This window comes from Citrobacter sp. MGH103, from assembly GCF_001034475.2.
GTDB classification, from domain to species: Bacteria; Pseudomonadota; Gammaproteobacteria; order Enterobacterales; family Enterobacteriaceae; genus Citrobacter; species Citrobacter freundii.
This window is the reverse complement of sequence record NZ_CP073043.1, coordinates 1,081,459-1,096,952: the sequence shown is the minus strand read 5'-3', so window position 1 is coordinate 1,096,952 and position 15,494 is coordinate 1,081,459. Positions and strand designations below refer to the sequence as shown.

The following is a 15,494-nucleotide window of genomic DNA, read 5'->3' as shown; positions in this document are numbered from 1 at the left end:
TTCAGCCTGGGAGAAGTATGGTAAAGCATCCTCCGCCATACAAGGAAGCGGTAGTCGCTCTCCTTCACAGAATTTACATCCCCTTTCATCTCTGACCATCACATTTGCGAGCCCTCACGCAAAAACTTTCAAATTAAAATATTTATCTTTTATTTTGAGATCAAAATAACACTTTTATATCTTTCAATCTGATTAAAATCAGCCACCGTTTGGCAAGATAACTAAAAATCCCTACAGGAGAGAATAATGATCGACACCATCACACTCGGTGCTGAGTGGTTTATCGGGCTGTTCCAGAAAGGCGGAGAAGTGTTTACCGGCATGGTGACCGGTATTCTGCCCCTGCTGATCAGTCTGCTGGTCATCATGAATGCGCTGATTAACTTTATCGGTCAGCAGCGCATTGAACGTTTTGCCCAGCGTTGCGCCGGAAACCCGCTGTCCCGCTATTTGCTACTGCCGTGCATCGGCACATTTGTATTTTGTAACCCAATGACGCTGAGTCTGGGTCGCTTTATGCCAGAAAAATACAAGCCCAGTTACTACGCCGCCGCGTCTTACAGTTGCCATTCCATGAACGGCTTATTCCCGCACATCAACCCCGGCGAACTGTTTGTCTATCTGGGGATCGCCAGCGGACTGACCACGCTGGGGCTTCCGCTTGGCCCACTGGCGGTGAGCTATTTACTGGTCGGTCTGGTGACCAACTTCTTCCGTGGCTGGGTGACCGATTTCACCACCACTATCTTCGAGAAAAAAATGGGTATTCAACTTGAGCAGAAGGTACATCTGGCGGGAGCAACATCATGACACGTATTCGTATTGAAAAAGGCACCGGCGGCTGGGGTGGCCCGCTTGAACTGGATGCCGTTCCGGGCAAGAAAATTGTCTATATCACCGCAGGAACTCGCCCCGCGATCGTCGACAGGATAGCAAGCCTGACCGGCTGGCAGGCCGTTGATGGCTTCAAAGAGGGCGAGCCGCCGGAGAGCGAAATTGGTGTGGCGATCATCGACTGCGGCGGCACGCTGCGCTGTGGGATCTACCCTAAACGCCGTATACCGACGGTGAATATTCACGCTACGGGTAAATCCGGCCCACTGGCTCAGTACATTGTCGAAGATATCTATGTCTCTGGCGTAAAAGAGGAAAATATTACTGTTGTCGGCGAAGCGTCCGCCACGCCAACGCCCGCAAGCAGCAGCATGGGACGCGATTACGACACCAGCAAGAAAATTACCGAGCAAAGTGATGGTCTGTTGGCAAAAGTGGGGATGGGCATGGGTTCAGCCGTTGCGGTTCTGTTCCAGGCCGGGCGCGACACCATCGATACCGTCCTGAAAACTATTTTGCCATTTATGGCGTTCGTCTCAGCACTGATCGGCATCATTATGGCTTCGGGTCTGGGGGACTGGATTGCCCATGGACTTGCACCACTGGCCAGCCATCCGCTGGGATTGGTCACTCTGGCACTTATCTGCTCTTTCCCACTGCTGTCGCCTTTCCTCGGCCCCGGTGCGGTTATCGCCCAGGTTATCGGCGTGCTAATCGGTGTACAGATTGGTTTGGGGAATATTCCCCCACATCTGGCGCTACCAGCCCTGTTCGCCATTAACGCCCAGGCCGCATGTGACTTTATTCCTGTCGGGTTGTCGCTGGCCGAAGCGCGTCAGGACACGGTCCGCGTCGGCGTGCCATCTGTTCTGGTGAGCCGCTTTCTGACCGGCGCGCCAACCGTTCTCATCGCCTGGTTTGTTTCCGGCTTTATTTACCAATAAGAGGCACTCAAAAATGACCGTGATTTATCAAACCACCATCACCCGTATCGGCCAGAGCGCCCCGGATGCATTGTGCGACCAGATGCTGATTACCTTTCGTGAAGGCGCGCCCGCGGATATCGAGGAGTTTTGCTTCATCCATTGCCACGGCGAGCTGAACGGTTCGTTGCAAGCTGGGATCCAGTTTGAACTAGGCCAGCATCACTACCCGGTCACCGCCGTTGGCAGCGTGGCGGAACAAAACTTACGTGAACTCGGGCATATCACTCTGCGCTTTGACGGACTGAGTGAAGCGGAATTCCCCGGTACCGTACACGTTGCAGGTCCCGTACCGGACGGTATTGCGCCGGGCTGTATTTTGAAGTTTGTTGCTTAAGATTGAAGGAGATAAAGATGAATCAGGTTGCCGTTGTCATTGGTGGAGGCCAGACCCTTGGGGCATTCCTTTGCCGTGGGCTTGCGACAGAAGGATACCGCGTCGCGGTGGTGGATATTCAAAGCGATAAAGCCGCCAACGTGGCGCAGGAAATTAACGCCGAGTTTGGCGAAGGTACAGCCTACGGTTTTGGCGCAGATGCCACCAGCGAACAGAGCGTGCTGGCGCTGTCGCGCGGAGTGGATGAAATATTCGGTCGTGTTGATCTGCTGGTTTACAGCGCGGGTATCGCTAAAGCCGCGTTTATCAGCGACTTTCAGCTTGGGGATTTCGACCGCTCGCTGCAGGTCAATCTGGTTGGCTACTTTCTCTGTGCACGTGAATTCTCACGCCTGATGATCCGCGATGGCGTGCAGGGACGCATTATCCAGATCAACTCCAAATCAGGGAAAGTGGGCAGCAAACACAATTCAGGCTACAGTGCGGCAAAATTTGGCGGCGTGGGCTTAACCCAGTCACTGGCGCTGGATCTGGCGGAATACGGCATTACCGTGCATTCACTGATGCTCGGCAATCTGTTGAAATCACCGATGTTCCAGTCGTTATTACCACAATATGCAACCAAACTTGGCCTTAAGCCAGATGAAGTTGAGCAGTACTACATTGATAAGGTTCCGCTTAAGCGCGGCTGCGATTATCAGGACGTGCTAAACATGCTGCTGTTTTACGCCAGTCCGAAAGCCTCTTACTGTACCGGGCAGTCCATCAACGTCACCGGCGGTCAGGTGATGTTTTAATGTTGAATTGCCGGATGGCGTCTGCGCTTATCCGGCAAAATCAAAGGAGTACATAATGGTTTCCGCACTGATTACCGTCGCCGCTATCGCCTGGTGCCTGCAACTGGCGCTTGGTGGCTGGCAAATATCCCGCTTTAACCGGGCGTTTGATAGGCTTTGCCAACAGGGTCGGGTTGGTGTTGGTCGCTCCGGTGGGCGTTTTAAGCCGCGCGTGGTAGTGGCCATCGCGCTGAATGAGCAGCAGCGGGTGACCGACACGTTATTTATGAAAGGTCTTACAGTATTCGCCAGACCCGGCAAAATTGCCACGATAACCGGCAAACATATCGATGATTTACAGCCTGATGTGATCTTTCCCCATGATCCGTTAGCGCAGAATGCACTATCATTGGCGCTTAAACTGAAACATGGGTAATTTCGTTGTGAATGCTAATAGCTTGCGAAATTATCATTTTGCAACCTATACCCCAAATAATTCGAGTTGCAGGAAGACCAACGCACATGCAGCTTGAAGTATGACGGGTAAATACATAAGTCAGGGTAATCACGCCTATGAAACCTCGTCAGCGTCAGGCTGCCATATTGGAGCACCTGCAAAAGCAGGGAAAATGCTCGGTTGAAGAACTGGCCCACTACTTTGACACGACTGGCACGACCATTCGCAAAGACCTGGTCATTCTGGAGAACGCCGGAACCGTCATTCGTACCTATGGCGGCGTGGTATTAAATAAAGACGAATCCGATCCGCCAATCGATCACAAAACGCTAATTAATACGCATAAAAAAGAGCAGATTGCCGAAGCTGCCGTCCGTTTTATACACGATGGCGACTCTATTATTCTGGATGCAGGCAGCACCGTACTGCAGATGGTGCCGATGCTCACGCGCTTTAGCAATATCACCGTCATGACCAACAGTCTGCACATTGTTAACGCTCTTTCGGAACTGGACAACGAGCAAACCATCCTGATGCCGGGCGGGACCTTTCGCAAAAAATCTGCGTCATTTCACGGTCAGCTGGCAGAAAACGCCTTTGAGCAGTTCAGCTTTGATAAACTCTTCATGGGCACCGACGGCATTGACCTCAATGCCGGCGTGACCACTTTTAATGAGGTGTTTAGCGTCAGTAAAGCGATGTGTAATGCCGCTCGCGAAGTGATTCTGATGGCTGACTCGTCAAAATTTGGGCGCAAAAGTCCTAATGTTGTATGCAGTCTGGAAAGCGTCGACAAGCTGATTACCGATGCAGGTATCGACCCTGCATTTCGTCAGGCGCTGGAAGCAAAAGGGATTGAAGTGATCATAACCGGAGAAACCAATGAGTGATGCACTACTGAACGCGGGCCGTCAGACGTTAATGCTGGAACTACAGGAAGCCAGCCGTTTGCCTGAGCGACTGGGCGATGATTTTGTCCGCGCCGCCAATACTATCATCCACTGTGAAGGCAAAGTCATTGTCTCCGGTATTGGTAAATCAGGTCATATTGGCAAAAAAATTGCGGCGACCCTCGCCAGTACCGGCACGCCTGCCTTTTTTGTGCATCCGGCGGAAGCGCTGCACGGTGACTTAGGGATGATCGAAAGCCGTGATGTCATGCTGTTTATCTCCTACTCCGGCGGTGCGAAAGAGCTGGATCTCATCATTCCGCGCCTGGAAGACAAATCCGTCGCCCTGCTGGCAATGACCGGAAAACCGACCTCACCGTTGGGCCTGGCCGCCAAAGCCGTGCTGGATATTTCCGTTGAACGCGAAGCCTGTCCGATGCGCCTGGCACCGACGTCCAGTACCGTAAATACGTTGATGATGGGCGATGCGCTGGCAATCGCCGTAATGCAGGCGCGCGGCTTTAACGAGGAAGATTTTGCCCGCTCGCATCCGGCAGGTGCGCTGGGCGCTCGTCTGTTAAATAAAGTGCATCATCTGATGCGCCGTGACGATGCCATCCCGCAGGTGACGCTTACCACCAGCGTCATGGACGCGATGCTGGAGCTCAGCCGCACGGGTCTTGGCCTGGTCGCGGTCTGCGACGACCAGTCACTGGTGAAAGGGGTCTTTACCGACGGCGACCTGCGCCGCTGGCTGGTTGGCGGCGGAGCGCTCACCACTCAGGTTAGCGAAGCAATGACCCAGAATGGCATTACACTGCAGGCGCAGAGCCGCGCGATTGACGCCAAAGAGATCCTGATGAAGCGCAAAATCACTGCCGCACCGGTGGTCGATGAAAACGGTAAACTCACCGGTGCTATCAACCTGCAGGATTTCTATCAGGCCGGTATTATCTAATCCTTCAACCCCAGACGCTTCGCCAGCCGGTGCAGGTTGGCGACGTCTGTTTCCAGCGCCCGCGCACTTGCCGCCCAACTATGGTTATTTTGTGCCAGCGCCCGGCGGATCATCTCCCGCTGGAACGACTCTGTTGCTTCACGCAGGTTGTGATGCAGTGGAATCTCCGCAACAACTTCCGCCGCCGGTGTTACTGGCGCTTCATCCTGCAGGGCAAAATGCTTTGCCTCCAGCACCACTTCATCCCCTGCCCTGGTCGCCCTTGCCAGAACGACCGCCCGGTGAATGGCATGTTCCAGTTCACGCACATTCCCGGGCCAGGCGTAGCTCAACAGATGACTACGCGCACCGGGGCTTAACACCACGCGGGACAGTCCCAGCCGCAGCCGACATTGCTCGCAAAAATAGCCTGCCAGCAGCACCACGTCTTCGCCGCGTTCACGAAGAGGCGGTACCGAAAGGGGAAAGACGCTCAGCCGGTGGAACAAATCCGCACGGAAATTCCCGGCCAACACCTCTTCGCGTAAATCACGGTTCGTCGCCGCCAGCACTCGCACATCCACGCGCAAGCTGCGATCGTCACCCACGCGCTGAATATCACCGTACTGCAATACGCGCAGCAGCTTAGCCTGTAGCGCCAGCGAGAGTTCGCCTATCTCGTCGAGAAATAGCGTCCCATTGTCGGCCATTTCAAACTTACCGCTACGATTGCTGATAGCCCCGGTAAACGCGCCTTTTACGTGACCAAACAGTTCGCTTTCGGCAACGCTTTCCGGCAACGCCGCGCAGTTCAGATACACCAGTGGATTCACCGCGCGCGGTGAACCTTCATGGATAGCTTTAGCCACCAGCTCCTTCCCGGTCCCTGTTTCGCCGCTAATCAGCACGTTGAGATCGGACCCCGCCACAATCTCAATCTCTTTTTTCAACTGCATCATATTGGGCGACAGGCCAATCATCTGGGTTTCCGTCACCTGCTCGAAAGCCGTCGACGAACCTGGCAGCATATTCTGGCTTTCCAGCTGTTCAATCAGCAACGCATTGCTCAATGCGCCAGCCGCCAGCGCGGCAATCAGCCTAAGCTCCTCATCGCTGAAAACATCGAACTGATCGGGCTCCATGCCATCCAGGGTTAACGCACCAATCAAATTTTGACCGGCGAACAATGGCAGTCCAATACAGGCATGCACCTTCAGACTCTCCTGCCCCGGAATCAGACCATCATACGGGTCTGGCAAATCGCTGTCGGCAGGGAAACGAACCACGTCCCCGGCGCGGGCAATCGCCTCCAGACGCGGATGCCCTTCCAGAGTAAAGCGTCTGCCGAGAACATCCTGCGCCAGCCCATCGATCGCCAGCGGAATAAACTGTCGCGACTCGTAGCGCAGCAGTGCCGACGCGTCGCACTCCAGCACCTGACGCAAGGTGGTTATCAGTCGTTGAAAACGGTCCTGATGCCCAATACCGCTTTGTAATTCAATGGCGATGCCCGCCAGCACGTCTACGGAAAAGCTCATGGCTACCTCATTGTCATTTTGACAATTCATATTGTCATATTGACAATAAAACATATAGTCATTTTGACTACCACCTTATAGGTGGTAAAACAACTAATCCTTTAAAATCAAATAAATAAAAATTTGGCACGCAACCTGCAATTAGCAAAACATCTTTTTTGAAAAACGCTGAATTAATTGAGGTTGTTATGTCTATTCTGGTTAAAAATAACATTCATTGGGTTGGCCAACGTGACTGGGAAGTGCGTGATTTCCACGGAACTGAATACAAAACGCTGCGCGGCAGCAGCTACAACAGCTATCTCATCCGTGAAGAAAAAAATGTCCTGATCGATACAGTAGACCACAAGTTTAGTCGTGAATTCGTGCAGAATCTGCGCAGTGAAATTGACCTCGCGGATATCGACTACATCATCATTAACCACGCTGAAGAAGACCATGCCGGGGCGCTGACCGAGCTGATGTCCTGCATCCCGGACACGCCGATTTACTGCACCGCCAACGCCATTGACTCTATCAACGGGCACCACCATCACCCGGAATGGAACTTTAACGTAGTGAAAACCGGTGATTCGCTGGACATTGGTAACGGCAAGCAGCTGATCTTCGTTGAAACGCCGATGCTGCACTGGCCGGACAGTATGATGACCTACATGACCGGCGATGCGGTGCTGTTCAGTAACGACGCCTTCGGTCAGCACTACTGCGACGAACGTCTGTTTAACGACGAAGTTGACCAGACTGAACTGTTCGAACAGTGCCAGCGTTACTACGCCAACATCCTGACGCCATTCAGCCGTCTGGTTACACCGAAAATTACTGAGATCCTCGGCTTCAACCTGCCGGTCGATATGATTGCCACTTCCCATGGCGTGGTATGGCGCGACAACCCGACACAAATCGTTGAGCTGTACCTGAAATGGGCGGCAGATTATCAGGAAGACCGCATCACCATTTTCTACGACACTATGTCCAACAACACCCGCATGATGGCGGACGCGATTGCCCAGGGCATCAACGAAGTTGACCCGAATGTAGCGGTGAAAATCTTTAACGTCGCCCGCAGCGACAAAAACGAAGTTTTGACCAACGTCTTCCGCTCTAAAGGCGTGCTGGTCGGGACTTCCACAATGAACAACGTGATGATGCCGAAAATCGCCGGTCTGGTGGAAGAGATGACCGGCCTGCGTTTTCGTAACAAGCGTGCCAGCGCCTTTGGTTCACACGGCTGGAGCGGCGGTGCAGTAGACCGTTTGTCCACGCGTTTGCAGGATGCAGGTTTCGAGATGTCACTGAGCCTGAAAGCGAAATGGCGTCCGGACCAGGATGCACTGGAACTGTGCCGCCAGCACGGCCGTGAAATCGCGCGTCAGTGGGCGCTGGCTCCATTGCCGGAAACAACCGTGAAAGCCGTAGCCCAGGAAGAAGCCTGTGCATGTGCCGCTGCGGCTGCCGCCGATCTTGGTCCAAGCATGCAGTGCAGCGTGTGCCAGTGGATTTACGATCCGGCGAAAGGCGAACCGTTGCAGGACGTTGCACCGGGTACGCCATGGAGCGAAGTTCCGGACAACTTCCTGTGCCCGGAATGCTCACTAGGTAAAGACGTCTTCGACGTACTGGCAACGGAGGCAAAATGAGTCACGGCATTGTCATCATTGGTTCGGGCTTCGCCGCCCGCCAGTTAGTCAAAAATATCCGTAAGCAGGATGCGAATGTTCCGCTGACCTTGATTGCCGCGGACAGCATGGATGAGTACAACAAGCCCGATCTCAGCCACGTTATCAGTCAGTCACAGCGTGCAGACGACCTCACCCGCCAGTCGGCGGGGGAGTTTGCCGAACAGTTTAATTTGCGCCTGTTCCCACATACCTGGGTAACCGACATCGATGCCGATGCCCACGTAGTGAAAAGTCAGGACAAGCAGTGGCAGTACGACAAGCTGGTGCTGGCGACGGGCGCTTCAGCCTTTGTACCGCCGGTTACCGGACGTGAGTTAATGCTCACGTTGAACAGCCAACAAGAGTATCGCGCTTGTGAAACGCAGCTGCGTGACGCCCAGCGGGTGCTGATTGTCGGCGGCGGCTTGATTGGTAGTGAACTGGCGATGGATTTTTGTCGTGCCGGTAAAGCGGTAACGCTTATCGACAACGCCGCCAGCATTCTGGCTTCGCTGATGCCGCCGGAAGTCAGCAGTCGCTTACAGCATCGTCTGACCGATATGGGCGTACACCTGCTGCTGAAATCACAGCTTCAGAGCCTGGAGAAAACCAGCACCGGTATTCGCGCCACGCTCGATCGTAGCCGCAACGTAGAAGTCGATGCGGTGATTGCCGCCACCGGACTGCGACCGGAAACCGCACTGGCGCGTCGCGCCGGATTGAACATCAATCGTGGCGTCTGCGTCGACAGCTACCTGCAAACCAGCCACCCGGACATTTATGCTCTCGGCGACTGTGCGGAGATTAACGGTCAGGTGCTCCCGTTCCTGCAGCCGATTCAGCTGAGCGCCATGTATCTGGCGAAAAACCTGCTCGGCGGCAATGCGCCATTGAAACTGCCAGCCATGCTGGTAAAAGTCAAAACGCCAGAACTGCCTTTACATTTGGCCGGGGAAACCCAGCGCCGCGATCTGAACTGGCACATCGCCGCCGAAGCACAGGGGATGGTCGCCAGAGGGATGAACGACGAAGGCCAGCTGTGTGCATTTGTCGTCAGTGAAGGCCGCATGAAAGAGGCCTTTGCGCTGCTGAAAACGTTGCCCGTGTAAGTCTGTGATGCCGGATAGCGCCGCTTCGCGTCTTATCCGGCCTACGACTTTGCCCGGCAACGCTGCTACTGATTTATTAACCTCACGCACATGGATGTGCGTTGCCACTTGTCGGTATGCCCCGACATGTTTTTCTTGCCCCGCCAGTCCCGGGGCTTTTTTTATTTTTGCGTCAACACCCGCGCCGCGGCAATCACGCCCTGCCCCAATGACAACCCGCCGTCGCCCGCCGGTAAACGCTGCGGGAACAGTAAGGTAAAATCACGCAGATAAAACGCCAGACGGGCCGACAATAAGCGGTTATGCATCACGCCACCGCTGAATACTAACGTTTTAATTCCGCGCGCTTCGGCCTGCTCACGCATCAGCGTGGCAAAACCACACGCCAGCGCGTCGTGAAACGCCCACGCTCTTTCTGCAGGGGCGGTCTGCCAGGTCAGCCATTGCTGCCAAAAAATTGCTAAGTCCAGTTGATTGCCATTAAGCGGCACCGTAACAGGGTGATCAACACCTGCACACTGCGATGCCAGCGCCTCCAGCGCACAGGCCGCCTCACCTTCATAACTCAACGATTCCGGCGCACAATGCAACGCGGCGGCAACCGCATCAAACAGTCGTCCGCACGACGATGCCAGCGGGGCATTGATTCCCCGCTCGATGGCGCGCGCCAGTACGTTCCAGTTTTGATGCTGTAGCCCCGATGTTTCTGGGTAACGCTGCCAGTCAGGAACAAAACGCAGGCACTGCGCGAGCAGATTGCGCCATGGCTGTTTTGCCGCTAAATCGCCGCCCGCCAGCGCTACCGCCGGTAAGCCGCCAAGGTGTTCGCATTCACGATAGTTGACCCGCAGACATTCGCCGCCCCACAACGCGCCATTTTCCCCCATGCCGATGCCGTCCAGCGTCAGAGCAATCACATCGCCGCCATCGAGCGGCCAGCCGTGCTCGGCAAGACATGCAGCGGCATGAGCATGGTGATGCAATACCGTTTCGGTTGGCAGATTCATTTCGCTGGCCCACTGGCTGGAAACATAGCCAGGGTGGGCATCATGTACGATACGCTGTGGCGTAAAATCATAAATATTCTGGATCAGGCGTAGCGCATCACGCCACTGCTGCTGAATGCCGTCATCGCTGAGATCGCCTAAATGCTGGCTGATAACCGCCTGTTCGCCACGCACCAAGCAGAAGGTATTTTTCAGATCCGCGCCTAAGCACAGCATCGGCGGCACGTCGCGAAATCCTGGCGGCAGCGCGACCGCATCCGGCACGTAACCCCGGGAACGACGCAGCATTTCCCCACTGTCACGCACCACGGAGTCATCCATCCGCTGCACAATTTCGCGGTTATGCAGCAGGAAACCATCAGCAATCGCACTTAAATCTTCCAGCGCCTGGGCGTTGGTAATGGCCGGAGGCCTGCCGCTGAGGTTGCCGGAGGTCATCACCAGTGGACAATTCATCTCTTGTAAGAGCAAATGCTGCAATGGATTCGCGGGCAGCATGACGCCCACTTCCGTTAACCCTGGCGCAATGCCCTCGCTCAATGCAGCGACATAGCGTTTCTGCACCAGCACGATCGGTGCGGCGGGGGTTGTGAGTAAACGACGCGCGGGTTCAGGCAGTCCGTCATCACCTGGCAGCATTACCGCCAGCGGTTTCGCCGGACGGTGTTTACGCAGCCTGAGCAGCGCGACGGCGTCATCATTGCGCGCATCGCACACCAGATGAAACCCACCAATGCCTTTAACCGCCACAATACCGCCTGCTTTCAGTCGCGATACCGCCGCCTGCAGCGCCTCTTCTTTCTCCGCCCGCTCATCCGTGCTGAACCACTCAAGATGAGGGCCGCACGCCGGACAGGCAACGGGCTGGGCATGGAAGCGACGATCATACGGGTCACGATACTCTTTGTCACATTGCGCACAGAGTGGGAACGACGCCATCACGGTGAACGGGCGGTCATAGGGCATGGCGCGGATAATCGTAAAGCGTGGACCACAGTGGGTGCAGTTGATAAAGGGGTATCGGTAGCGACGTTCGCCGGGGGTATTCATTTCAACAAGGCATTCGGGACAAGTCGCGGCATCCGGAACGATTTGCGTATTCATCGTACCGCCAGCACTTTGACGAATCGAGAAATCGGCAGGCTGCTGCGTCCAGGCGATTGCTTCGCTCTCAACGCTGTCAATGCGCGCCAGCGGTGGGCAGTGTTGATGTAACTGCGCAATAAATTCCGCCGGATCTTCCTGTAAACGCACAACCACACCATCACCGTCGTTACACACATCGCCATGCAGTTGTAACCGCTGCGCCAGTTGCCAGACGTAGGGGCGAAATCCGACGCCCTGTACTTTGCCGCGAATACGCAACTGTACGCCGGAGAGGGTGTTTATTGTCATTAGATTATTCCCGCAGTCATCAATCCCGGTTAGCCTGATGGCGCGATGCTTATCAGGCCTACGGGGATGCGAACAGTAGGCCGGATAAGCATCGCGCCATCCGGCATAAGTACTACCGTATTTTACGCGGATTTTCAGATATCAGAACAGCAAAGATGCGGTGGAATCCAGCGCCGCGCGACGGCGTTTTTCCGCACTAAGTTGCTCAAGCTTATTGCGATCGACATAAATCAGCGCGTGAGTCGGGCACACTTCCATACAGGCAGGACCGGCCTCGCGATGGTGGCACAGGTCGCACTTATTGGCTTCAGCTTTTTCTGCACGGACGTTCAGACCCGCGCCGCTGTTACGCACAACCGGACGCACGACTACTTCCATTGCGCCGTAAGGACAAGCCACAACGCAAGTTTTACAGCCAATGCAGCGTTCCTGCATTACGTGAACAAAACCTTTATCACGGCTGATCGCACCGTTCGGGCAGACGTTAGCGCACGGCGCGTCTTCACACTGGCGGCACAGCGTCGCCGTGGAGACATTAACGCCTTTGATGACGTGAATGCGGGGTAAAAAAGTTTCAGGGGTCAGCGATGCGCAGTCCTGGTTATCCTGATGGGATACCACGCAGGCCACTTCACAGGTACGGCAACCAATGCATTTATTGGCGTCTGCAATGATGAAACGGTTCATCAATTTCTCCAGCAATGACAGAATATCTGCCGAAGCATTCACAAATCGTGCCAGAATTTAATTTGCTGTTATTAAAGGGATTTTATTTTGAAGAACGCAAGAAGAGTGTGTCATCGTCACTAGTGACGATGACAAATGACAGCCGTCAGCGCGAAGCGGGCGGCGCAACTGAGTCGCGCTGGATGAGTTCACCGGTGAAAGTCTTTGGCGGCGTAAACGCCCCGTCACCCAACATAAAGATCAGGCGCCCAATCGTTTCCTGAATCATTTCTGTTACCGGAATTTTAACGCTGGAAAGCGCCGGAATAGTGTATGCCGCGAGGGCGATATCATCAAAGCCAATCACCGACACCTGTGCAGGAACGCTCACGCCATGCTCGTGCAACTGCTTCATCGCGCCGATCGCCATATCGTCATTACTGGCCACCAGCGCGGTAAAATTGACCTTGCGCGAAAGCAAAGTATCCACACCCGCTGCGCCGCAGGCTGGCGTCCATTTCCCTTTAACAATCAGATCATTATTTAGCGCGATACCATGATGTGCCAGCGCGTCTTTATAACCTGAAAGTCGCTCCACGCCGGTTGGAGAATCCATCGAGCCGGTAATAAAACCAATCTCTTTATGCCCGGCGGCAATGAGCTGAGTAACGGCGTTAAAGCTGGTCTGCTTTTGATCACACCATACGCTGTGGCTACTGTTTTTCCGCAGGCGTCGATTAAGCACCATAATTGGCTGGCTGTGGGCATCGATGATATCGTCAATCTCATCCACGCTGAGAAAACGCGGATAAATCATAATCGCGTCACAGCGCAGGTCGAGCAGGTACTGGATCGCCTGACGCTCTTCCTCAGCGCTGTGCTTACCGTCAGCCAGCAACAACTGGCGTCCTTTATCTTCCGCCATCCGCGCGGTATGAAACAGCAGCTCGCTGAAATAGACGCCGTGATAAAGGGTATTTGTTACCACCAGGCCCAGCGTCTGCGTGGTTTTCGCCGCCAGACTGCGCGCCAGCAAGTTTGGGCGGTAACCACTCTCTTCAATGGCCTGAAACACGCGGTCTTTGGTCTCCTGGCTGACATAGCCGTTTCCGGAAAGCACCCGGGAAACTGTCGCCTTCGACACCCCGGCACGCTTCGCCACCTCCAGCATCGTGGTCATATTACTCATCCCTATTCTCTCAATGTGACGCAGTGTACTGCACCGTTTCGCCGCTGTCCTTGCTGCTAAATCGCAGACGCTGACATCTGGTGATCGGAGTCACAATTACAAAAAATGATCAAAATTAAATCTTGCTCACTACTAATATTTTAAACATTATTTTGTGGAACCGGTTTCCTATCTGCGTTTCATAACCCAGAAAAGCGACCCAACGTAAACGGATAAAACATAACGTACCCTACTGATAAAACAGGATTAAATCCGATGTCCAAGAATTATGCAGCGCTGGCGCGCTCCGTTGTGACGGCTCTGGGAGGCGTCGACAACATCACAGCAGTGACCCACTGTATGACCCGTTTGCGTTTCGTTATCAAAGATGACTCGCAGGTCGACAGCGCGACGCTGAAGACGCTTTCTGGCGTACTTGGCGTGGTGCGTAGCGATAACCAGTGCCAGGTGATCATCGGCAACACCGTTTCGCAGGCGTATCGCGAATTGGTCAGCCTGTTACCTGCCAATATGCAGCCTGCTGAGCCGCAAACCAAACCCCGACTGACGCTGAAGCGGATTGGCGCGGGGATCCTCGACGCGCTGATCGGCACCATGTCGCCGTTGATCCCGGCAATTATCGGCGGATCAATGCTCAAGCTGCTGGCAATGATCCTCGAAATGACCGGCGTGCTGGAGAAAGGATCGTCCACGCTCACCATTCTGACCGTTATCGGTGACGGCGCATTTTTCTTCCTGCCGCTGATGGTCGCCGCGTCGGCCGCTATCAAATTCAAAACCAACATGTCGTTGGCAATCGCCATCGCGGGCGTACTGGTGCATCCCAGCTTCATCGATCTGATGGCGAAGGCTGCGCAGGGTGAGCACGTTGAGTTTGCCCTAATCCCGGTGACGGCAGTGAAATACACCTACACGGTGATCCCGGCGCTGGTGATGACCTGGTGCCTGTCATACATCGAACGTTGGGTCGATCGCATCACTCCGGCGGTAACCAAAAACTTCCTTAAACCAATGCTAATCGTGCTGATAGCCGCGCCACTTGCCATCGTCATCATTGGCCCGATCGGCATCTGGATCGGTAGCGCAATTTCAGCGCTGGTCTATACCATCCACGGCTATCTCGGCTGGCTGTCGGTGGCCATTATGGGCGCACTGTGGCCGCTGCTGGTAATGACCGGTATGCACCGTGTCTTTACGCCAACCATTATTCAGACCATTGCCGAAACCGGAAAAGAAGGCATGGTGATGCCGTCAGAAATCGGCGCCAACTTGTCGTTAGGTGGTTCATCGCTGGCAGTGGCATGGAAAACCAAGAACCCGGAACTGCGTCAGACGGCGTTAGCGGCAGCCGCCTCCGCCATCATGGCGGGGATTTCCGAACCTGCGCTGTATGGCGTAGCGATCCGCCTGAAACGACCACTGATTGCGAGTCTTATCAGCGGTTTTATCTGCGGTGCCGTTGCCGGAATGGCCGGACTTGCAAGCCACTCCATGGCAGCTCCTGGCCTGTTCACCAGCGTCCAGTTTTTCGATCCGGTCAATCCGATGACCATCGTTTGGGTATTTGGCGTGATGGCGCTGGCGGTAGTGCTTTCCTTTGTATTAACGCTGATTCTCGGCTTTGAAGATATCCCTGTCGAAGATGCAGCCGCGCAGGCCAGAAAAAACCAGGCCGCACAACCGGGCAATATCAATGGAGCCAGCATTTGACTGGTATG

General features: G+C 54.6%; 14 protein-coding genes. 10 read left to right on the top strand and 4 right to left on the bottom strand.

Features of this window, described 5'->3' with window-relative positions:
- Nucleotides 1-246 precede the first annotated feature (246 nt).
- From srlA to gutQ, 7 genes are all read left to right on the top strand, one after another.
- Nucleotides 247-810: a PTS glucitol/sorbitol transporter subunit IIC gene (gene srlA, locus SK33_RS05270; protein ID WP_003037339.1), complete on the top strand. Its 564-nt coding sequence runs from the start codon at nucleotides 247-249 to the stop codon at nucleotides 808-810.
- The gene (srlE, locus tag SK33_RS05265) at nucleotides 807-1,778 is read left to right on the top strand and encodes a PTS glucitol/sorbitol transporter subunit IIB (RefSeq protein ID WP_003840246.1); all 972 of its coding nucleotides are present in this window, start codon (nucleotides 807-809) and stop codon (nucleotides 1,776-1,778) included. Before srlA ends, srlE begins: the two co-directional genes overlap by 4 nt.
- A gap of 13 nt (nucleotides 1,779-1,791) precedes the next feature.
- Nucleotides 1,792-2,154, top strand: coding sequence for a PTS glucitol/sorbitol transporter subunit IIA (gene srlB, locus SK33_RS05260; protein ID WP_003846051.1), 363 nt, complete (start codon nucleotides 1,792-1,794; stop codon nucleotides 2,152-2,154).
- Nucleotides 2,155-2,171: 17 nt separating this feature from the next.
- Nucleotides 2,172-2,951, top strand: coding sequence for a sorbitol-6-phosphate dehydrogenase (srlD, locus tag SK33_RS05255; protein WP_003037345.1), 780 nt, complete (start codon nucleotides 2,172-2,174; stop codon nucleotides 2,949-2,951).
- 55 nt (nucleotides 2,952-3,006) lie between these two features.
- Nucleotides 3,007-3,366 (top strand): transcriptional regulator GutM, encoded by a 360-nt coding sequence (gene gutM, locus SK33_RS05250; protein ID WP_032949895.1) that lies wholly within the window; start codon nucleotides 3,007-3,009, stop codon nucleotides 3,364-3,366.
- Nucleotides 3,367-3,503: 137 nt separating this feature from the next.
- The gene (srlR, locus tag SK33_RS05245; RefSeq protein WP_003037350.1) at nucleotides 3,504-4,277 is read left to right on the top strand and encodes a glucitol operon DNA-binding transcriptional repressor SrlR; all 774 of its coding nucleotides are present in this window, start codon (nucleotides 3,504-3,506) and stop codon (nucleotides 4,275-4,277) included.
- Complete coding sequence (gutQ, locus tag SK33_RS05240) at nucleotides 4,270-5,235, top strand: arabinose-5-phosphate isomerase GutQ (RefSeq protein ID WP_003037353.1); 966 nt, start codon at nucleotides 4,270-4,272, stop codon at nucleotides 5,233-5,235. The genes srlR and gutQ overlap by 8 nt, the downstream gene beginning before the upstream one ends.
- Here gutQ and norR read toward each other — a convergent pair.
- Nucleotides 5,232-6,752, bottom strand: a complete 1,521-nt coding sequence (norR, locus tag SK33_RS05235) for a nitric oxide reductase transcriptional regulator NorR (RefSeq protein ID WP_003037356.1) — start codon at nucleotides 6,750-6,752, stop codon at nucleotides 5,232-5,234. The genes gutQ and norR overlap by 4 nt on opposite strands.
- A 188-nt stretch (nucleotides 6,753-6,940) precedes the next feature.
- Here norR and norV point away from each other — a divergent pair, with 188 nt between their 5' ends.
- Nucleotides 6,941-8,389, top strand: coding sequence for an anaerobic nitric oxide reductase flavorubredoxin (norV, locus tag SK33_RS05230; RefSeq protein WP_003037359.1), 1,449 nt, complete (start codon nucleotides 6,941-6,943; stop codon nucleotides 8,387-8,389).
- Nucleotides 8,386-9,519 carry an NADH:flavorubredoxin reductase NorW gene (gene norW / locus SK33_RS05225; RefSeq protein WP_048218487.1) on the top strand — a complete coding sequence of 378 codons (1,134 nt, stop codon included), beginning with the start codon at nucleotides 8,386-8,388 and terminating at the stop codon, nucleotides 9,517-9,519. The genes norV and norW overlap by 4 nt, the downstream gene beginning before the upstream one ends.
- 161 nt (nucleotides 9,520-9,680) lie before the next feature.
- Here the strand turns inward: norW and hypF are convergent, their stop codons facing one another.
- The 3 genes from hypF to SK33_RS05210 all read right to left on the bottom strand — a co-directional run bounded on the left by hypF (nucleotide 9,681) and on the right by SK33_RS05210 (nucleotide 13,767).
- Nucleotides 9,681-11,921, bottom strand: coding sequence for a carbamoyltransferase HypF (gene hypF, locus SK33_RS05220; protein WP_048218489.1), 2,241 nt, complete (start codon nucleotides 11,919-11,921; stop codon nucleotides 9,681-9,683).
- A 141-nt stretch (nucleotides 11,922-12,062) separates the two neighbouring features.
- Entirely contained in the window at nucleotides 12,063-12,608 is a 546-nt protein-coding gene (gene hydN / locus SK33_RS05215) for an electron transport protein HydN (protein WP_003037366.1), read from the bottom strand.
- Between the two features lie 145 nt (nucleotides 12,609-12,753).
- Complete coding sequence (locus SK33_RS05210; RefSeq protein WP_016150882.1) at nucleotides 12,754-13,767, bottom strand: LacI family DNA-binding transcriptional regulator; 1,014 nt, start codon at nucleotides 13,765-13,767, stop codon at nucleotides 12,754-12,756.
- A 264-nt stretch (nucleotides 13,768-14,031) separates the two neighbouring features.
- Between SK33_RS05210 and ascF the strand changes: the two genes are divergently transcribed.
- Entirely contained in the window at nucleotides 14,032-15,486 is a 1,455-nt protein-coding gene (gene ascF, locus SK33_RS05205) for a PTS cellobiose/arbutin/salicin transporter subunit IIBC (protein WP_048218490.1), read from the top strand.
- Nucleotides 15,487-15,494: the final 8 nt, after the last annotated feature.

Bases quoted from the DNA above. Each gene is read 5' to 3' on its own strand.
- srlA (WP_003037339.1), top strand. From the start codon at position 247: ATGATCGACACCATCACACTCGGTGCTGAGTGGTTTATCGGGCTGTTC.
- srlE (WP_003840246.1), top strand. From the start codon at position 807: ATGACACGTATTCGTATTGAAAAAGGCACCGGCGGCTGGGGTGGCCCG.
- srlB (WP_003846051.1), top strand. From the start codon at position 1,792: ATGACCGTGATTTATCAAACCACCATCACCCGTATCGGCCAGAGCGCC.
- srlD (WP_003037345.1), top strand. From the start codon at position 2,172: ATGAATCAGGTTGCCGTTGTCATTGGTGGAGGCCAGACCCTTGGGGCA.
- gutM (WP_032949895.1), top strand. From the start codon at position 3,007: ATGGTTTCCGCACTGATTACCGTCGCCGCTATCGCCTGGTGCCTGCAA.
- srlR (WP_003037350.1), top strand. From the start codon at position 3,504: ATGAAACCTCGTCAGCGTCAGGCTGCCATATTGGAGCACCTGCAAAAG.
- gutQ (WP_003037353.1), top strand. From the start codon at position 4,270: ATGAGTGATGCACTACTGAACGCGGGCCGTCAGACGTTAATGCTGGAA.
- norR (WP_003037356.1), bottom strand. From the start codon at position 6,752: ATGAGCTTTTCCGTAGACGTGCTGGCGGGCATCGCCATTGAATTACAA.
- norV (WP_003037359.1), top strand. From the start codon at position 6,941: ATGTCTATTCTGGTTAAAAATAACATTCATTGGGTTGGCCAACGTGAC.
- norW (WP_048218487.1), top strand. From the start codon at position 8,386: ATGAGTCACGGCATTGTCATCATTGGTTCGGGCTTCGCCGCCCGCCAG.
- hypF (WP_048218489.1), bottom strand. From the start codon at position 11,921: ATGACAATAAACACCCTCTCCGGCGTACAGTTGCGTATTCGCGGCAAA.
- hydN (WP_003037366.1), bottom strand. From the start codon at position 12,608: ATGAACCGTTTCATCATTGCAGACGCCAATAAATGCATTGGTTGCCGT.
- SK33_RS05210 (WP_016150882.1), bottom strand. From the start codon at position 13,767: ATGACCACGATGCTGGAGGTGGCGAAGCGTGCCGGGGTGTCGAAGGCG.
- ascF (WP_048218490.1), top strand. From the start codon at position 14,032: ATGTCCAAGAATTATGCAGCGCTGGCGCGCTCCGTTGTGACGGCTCTG.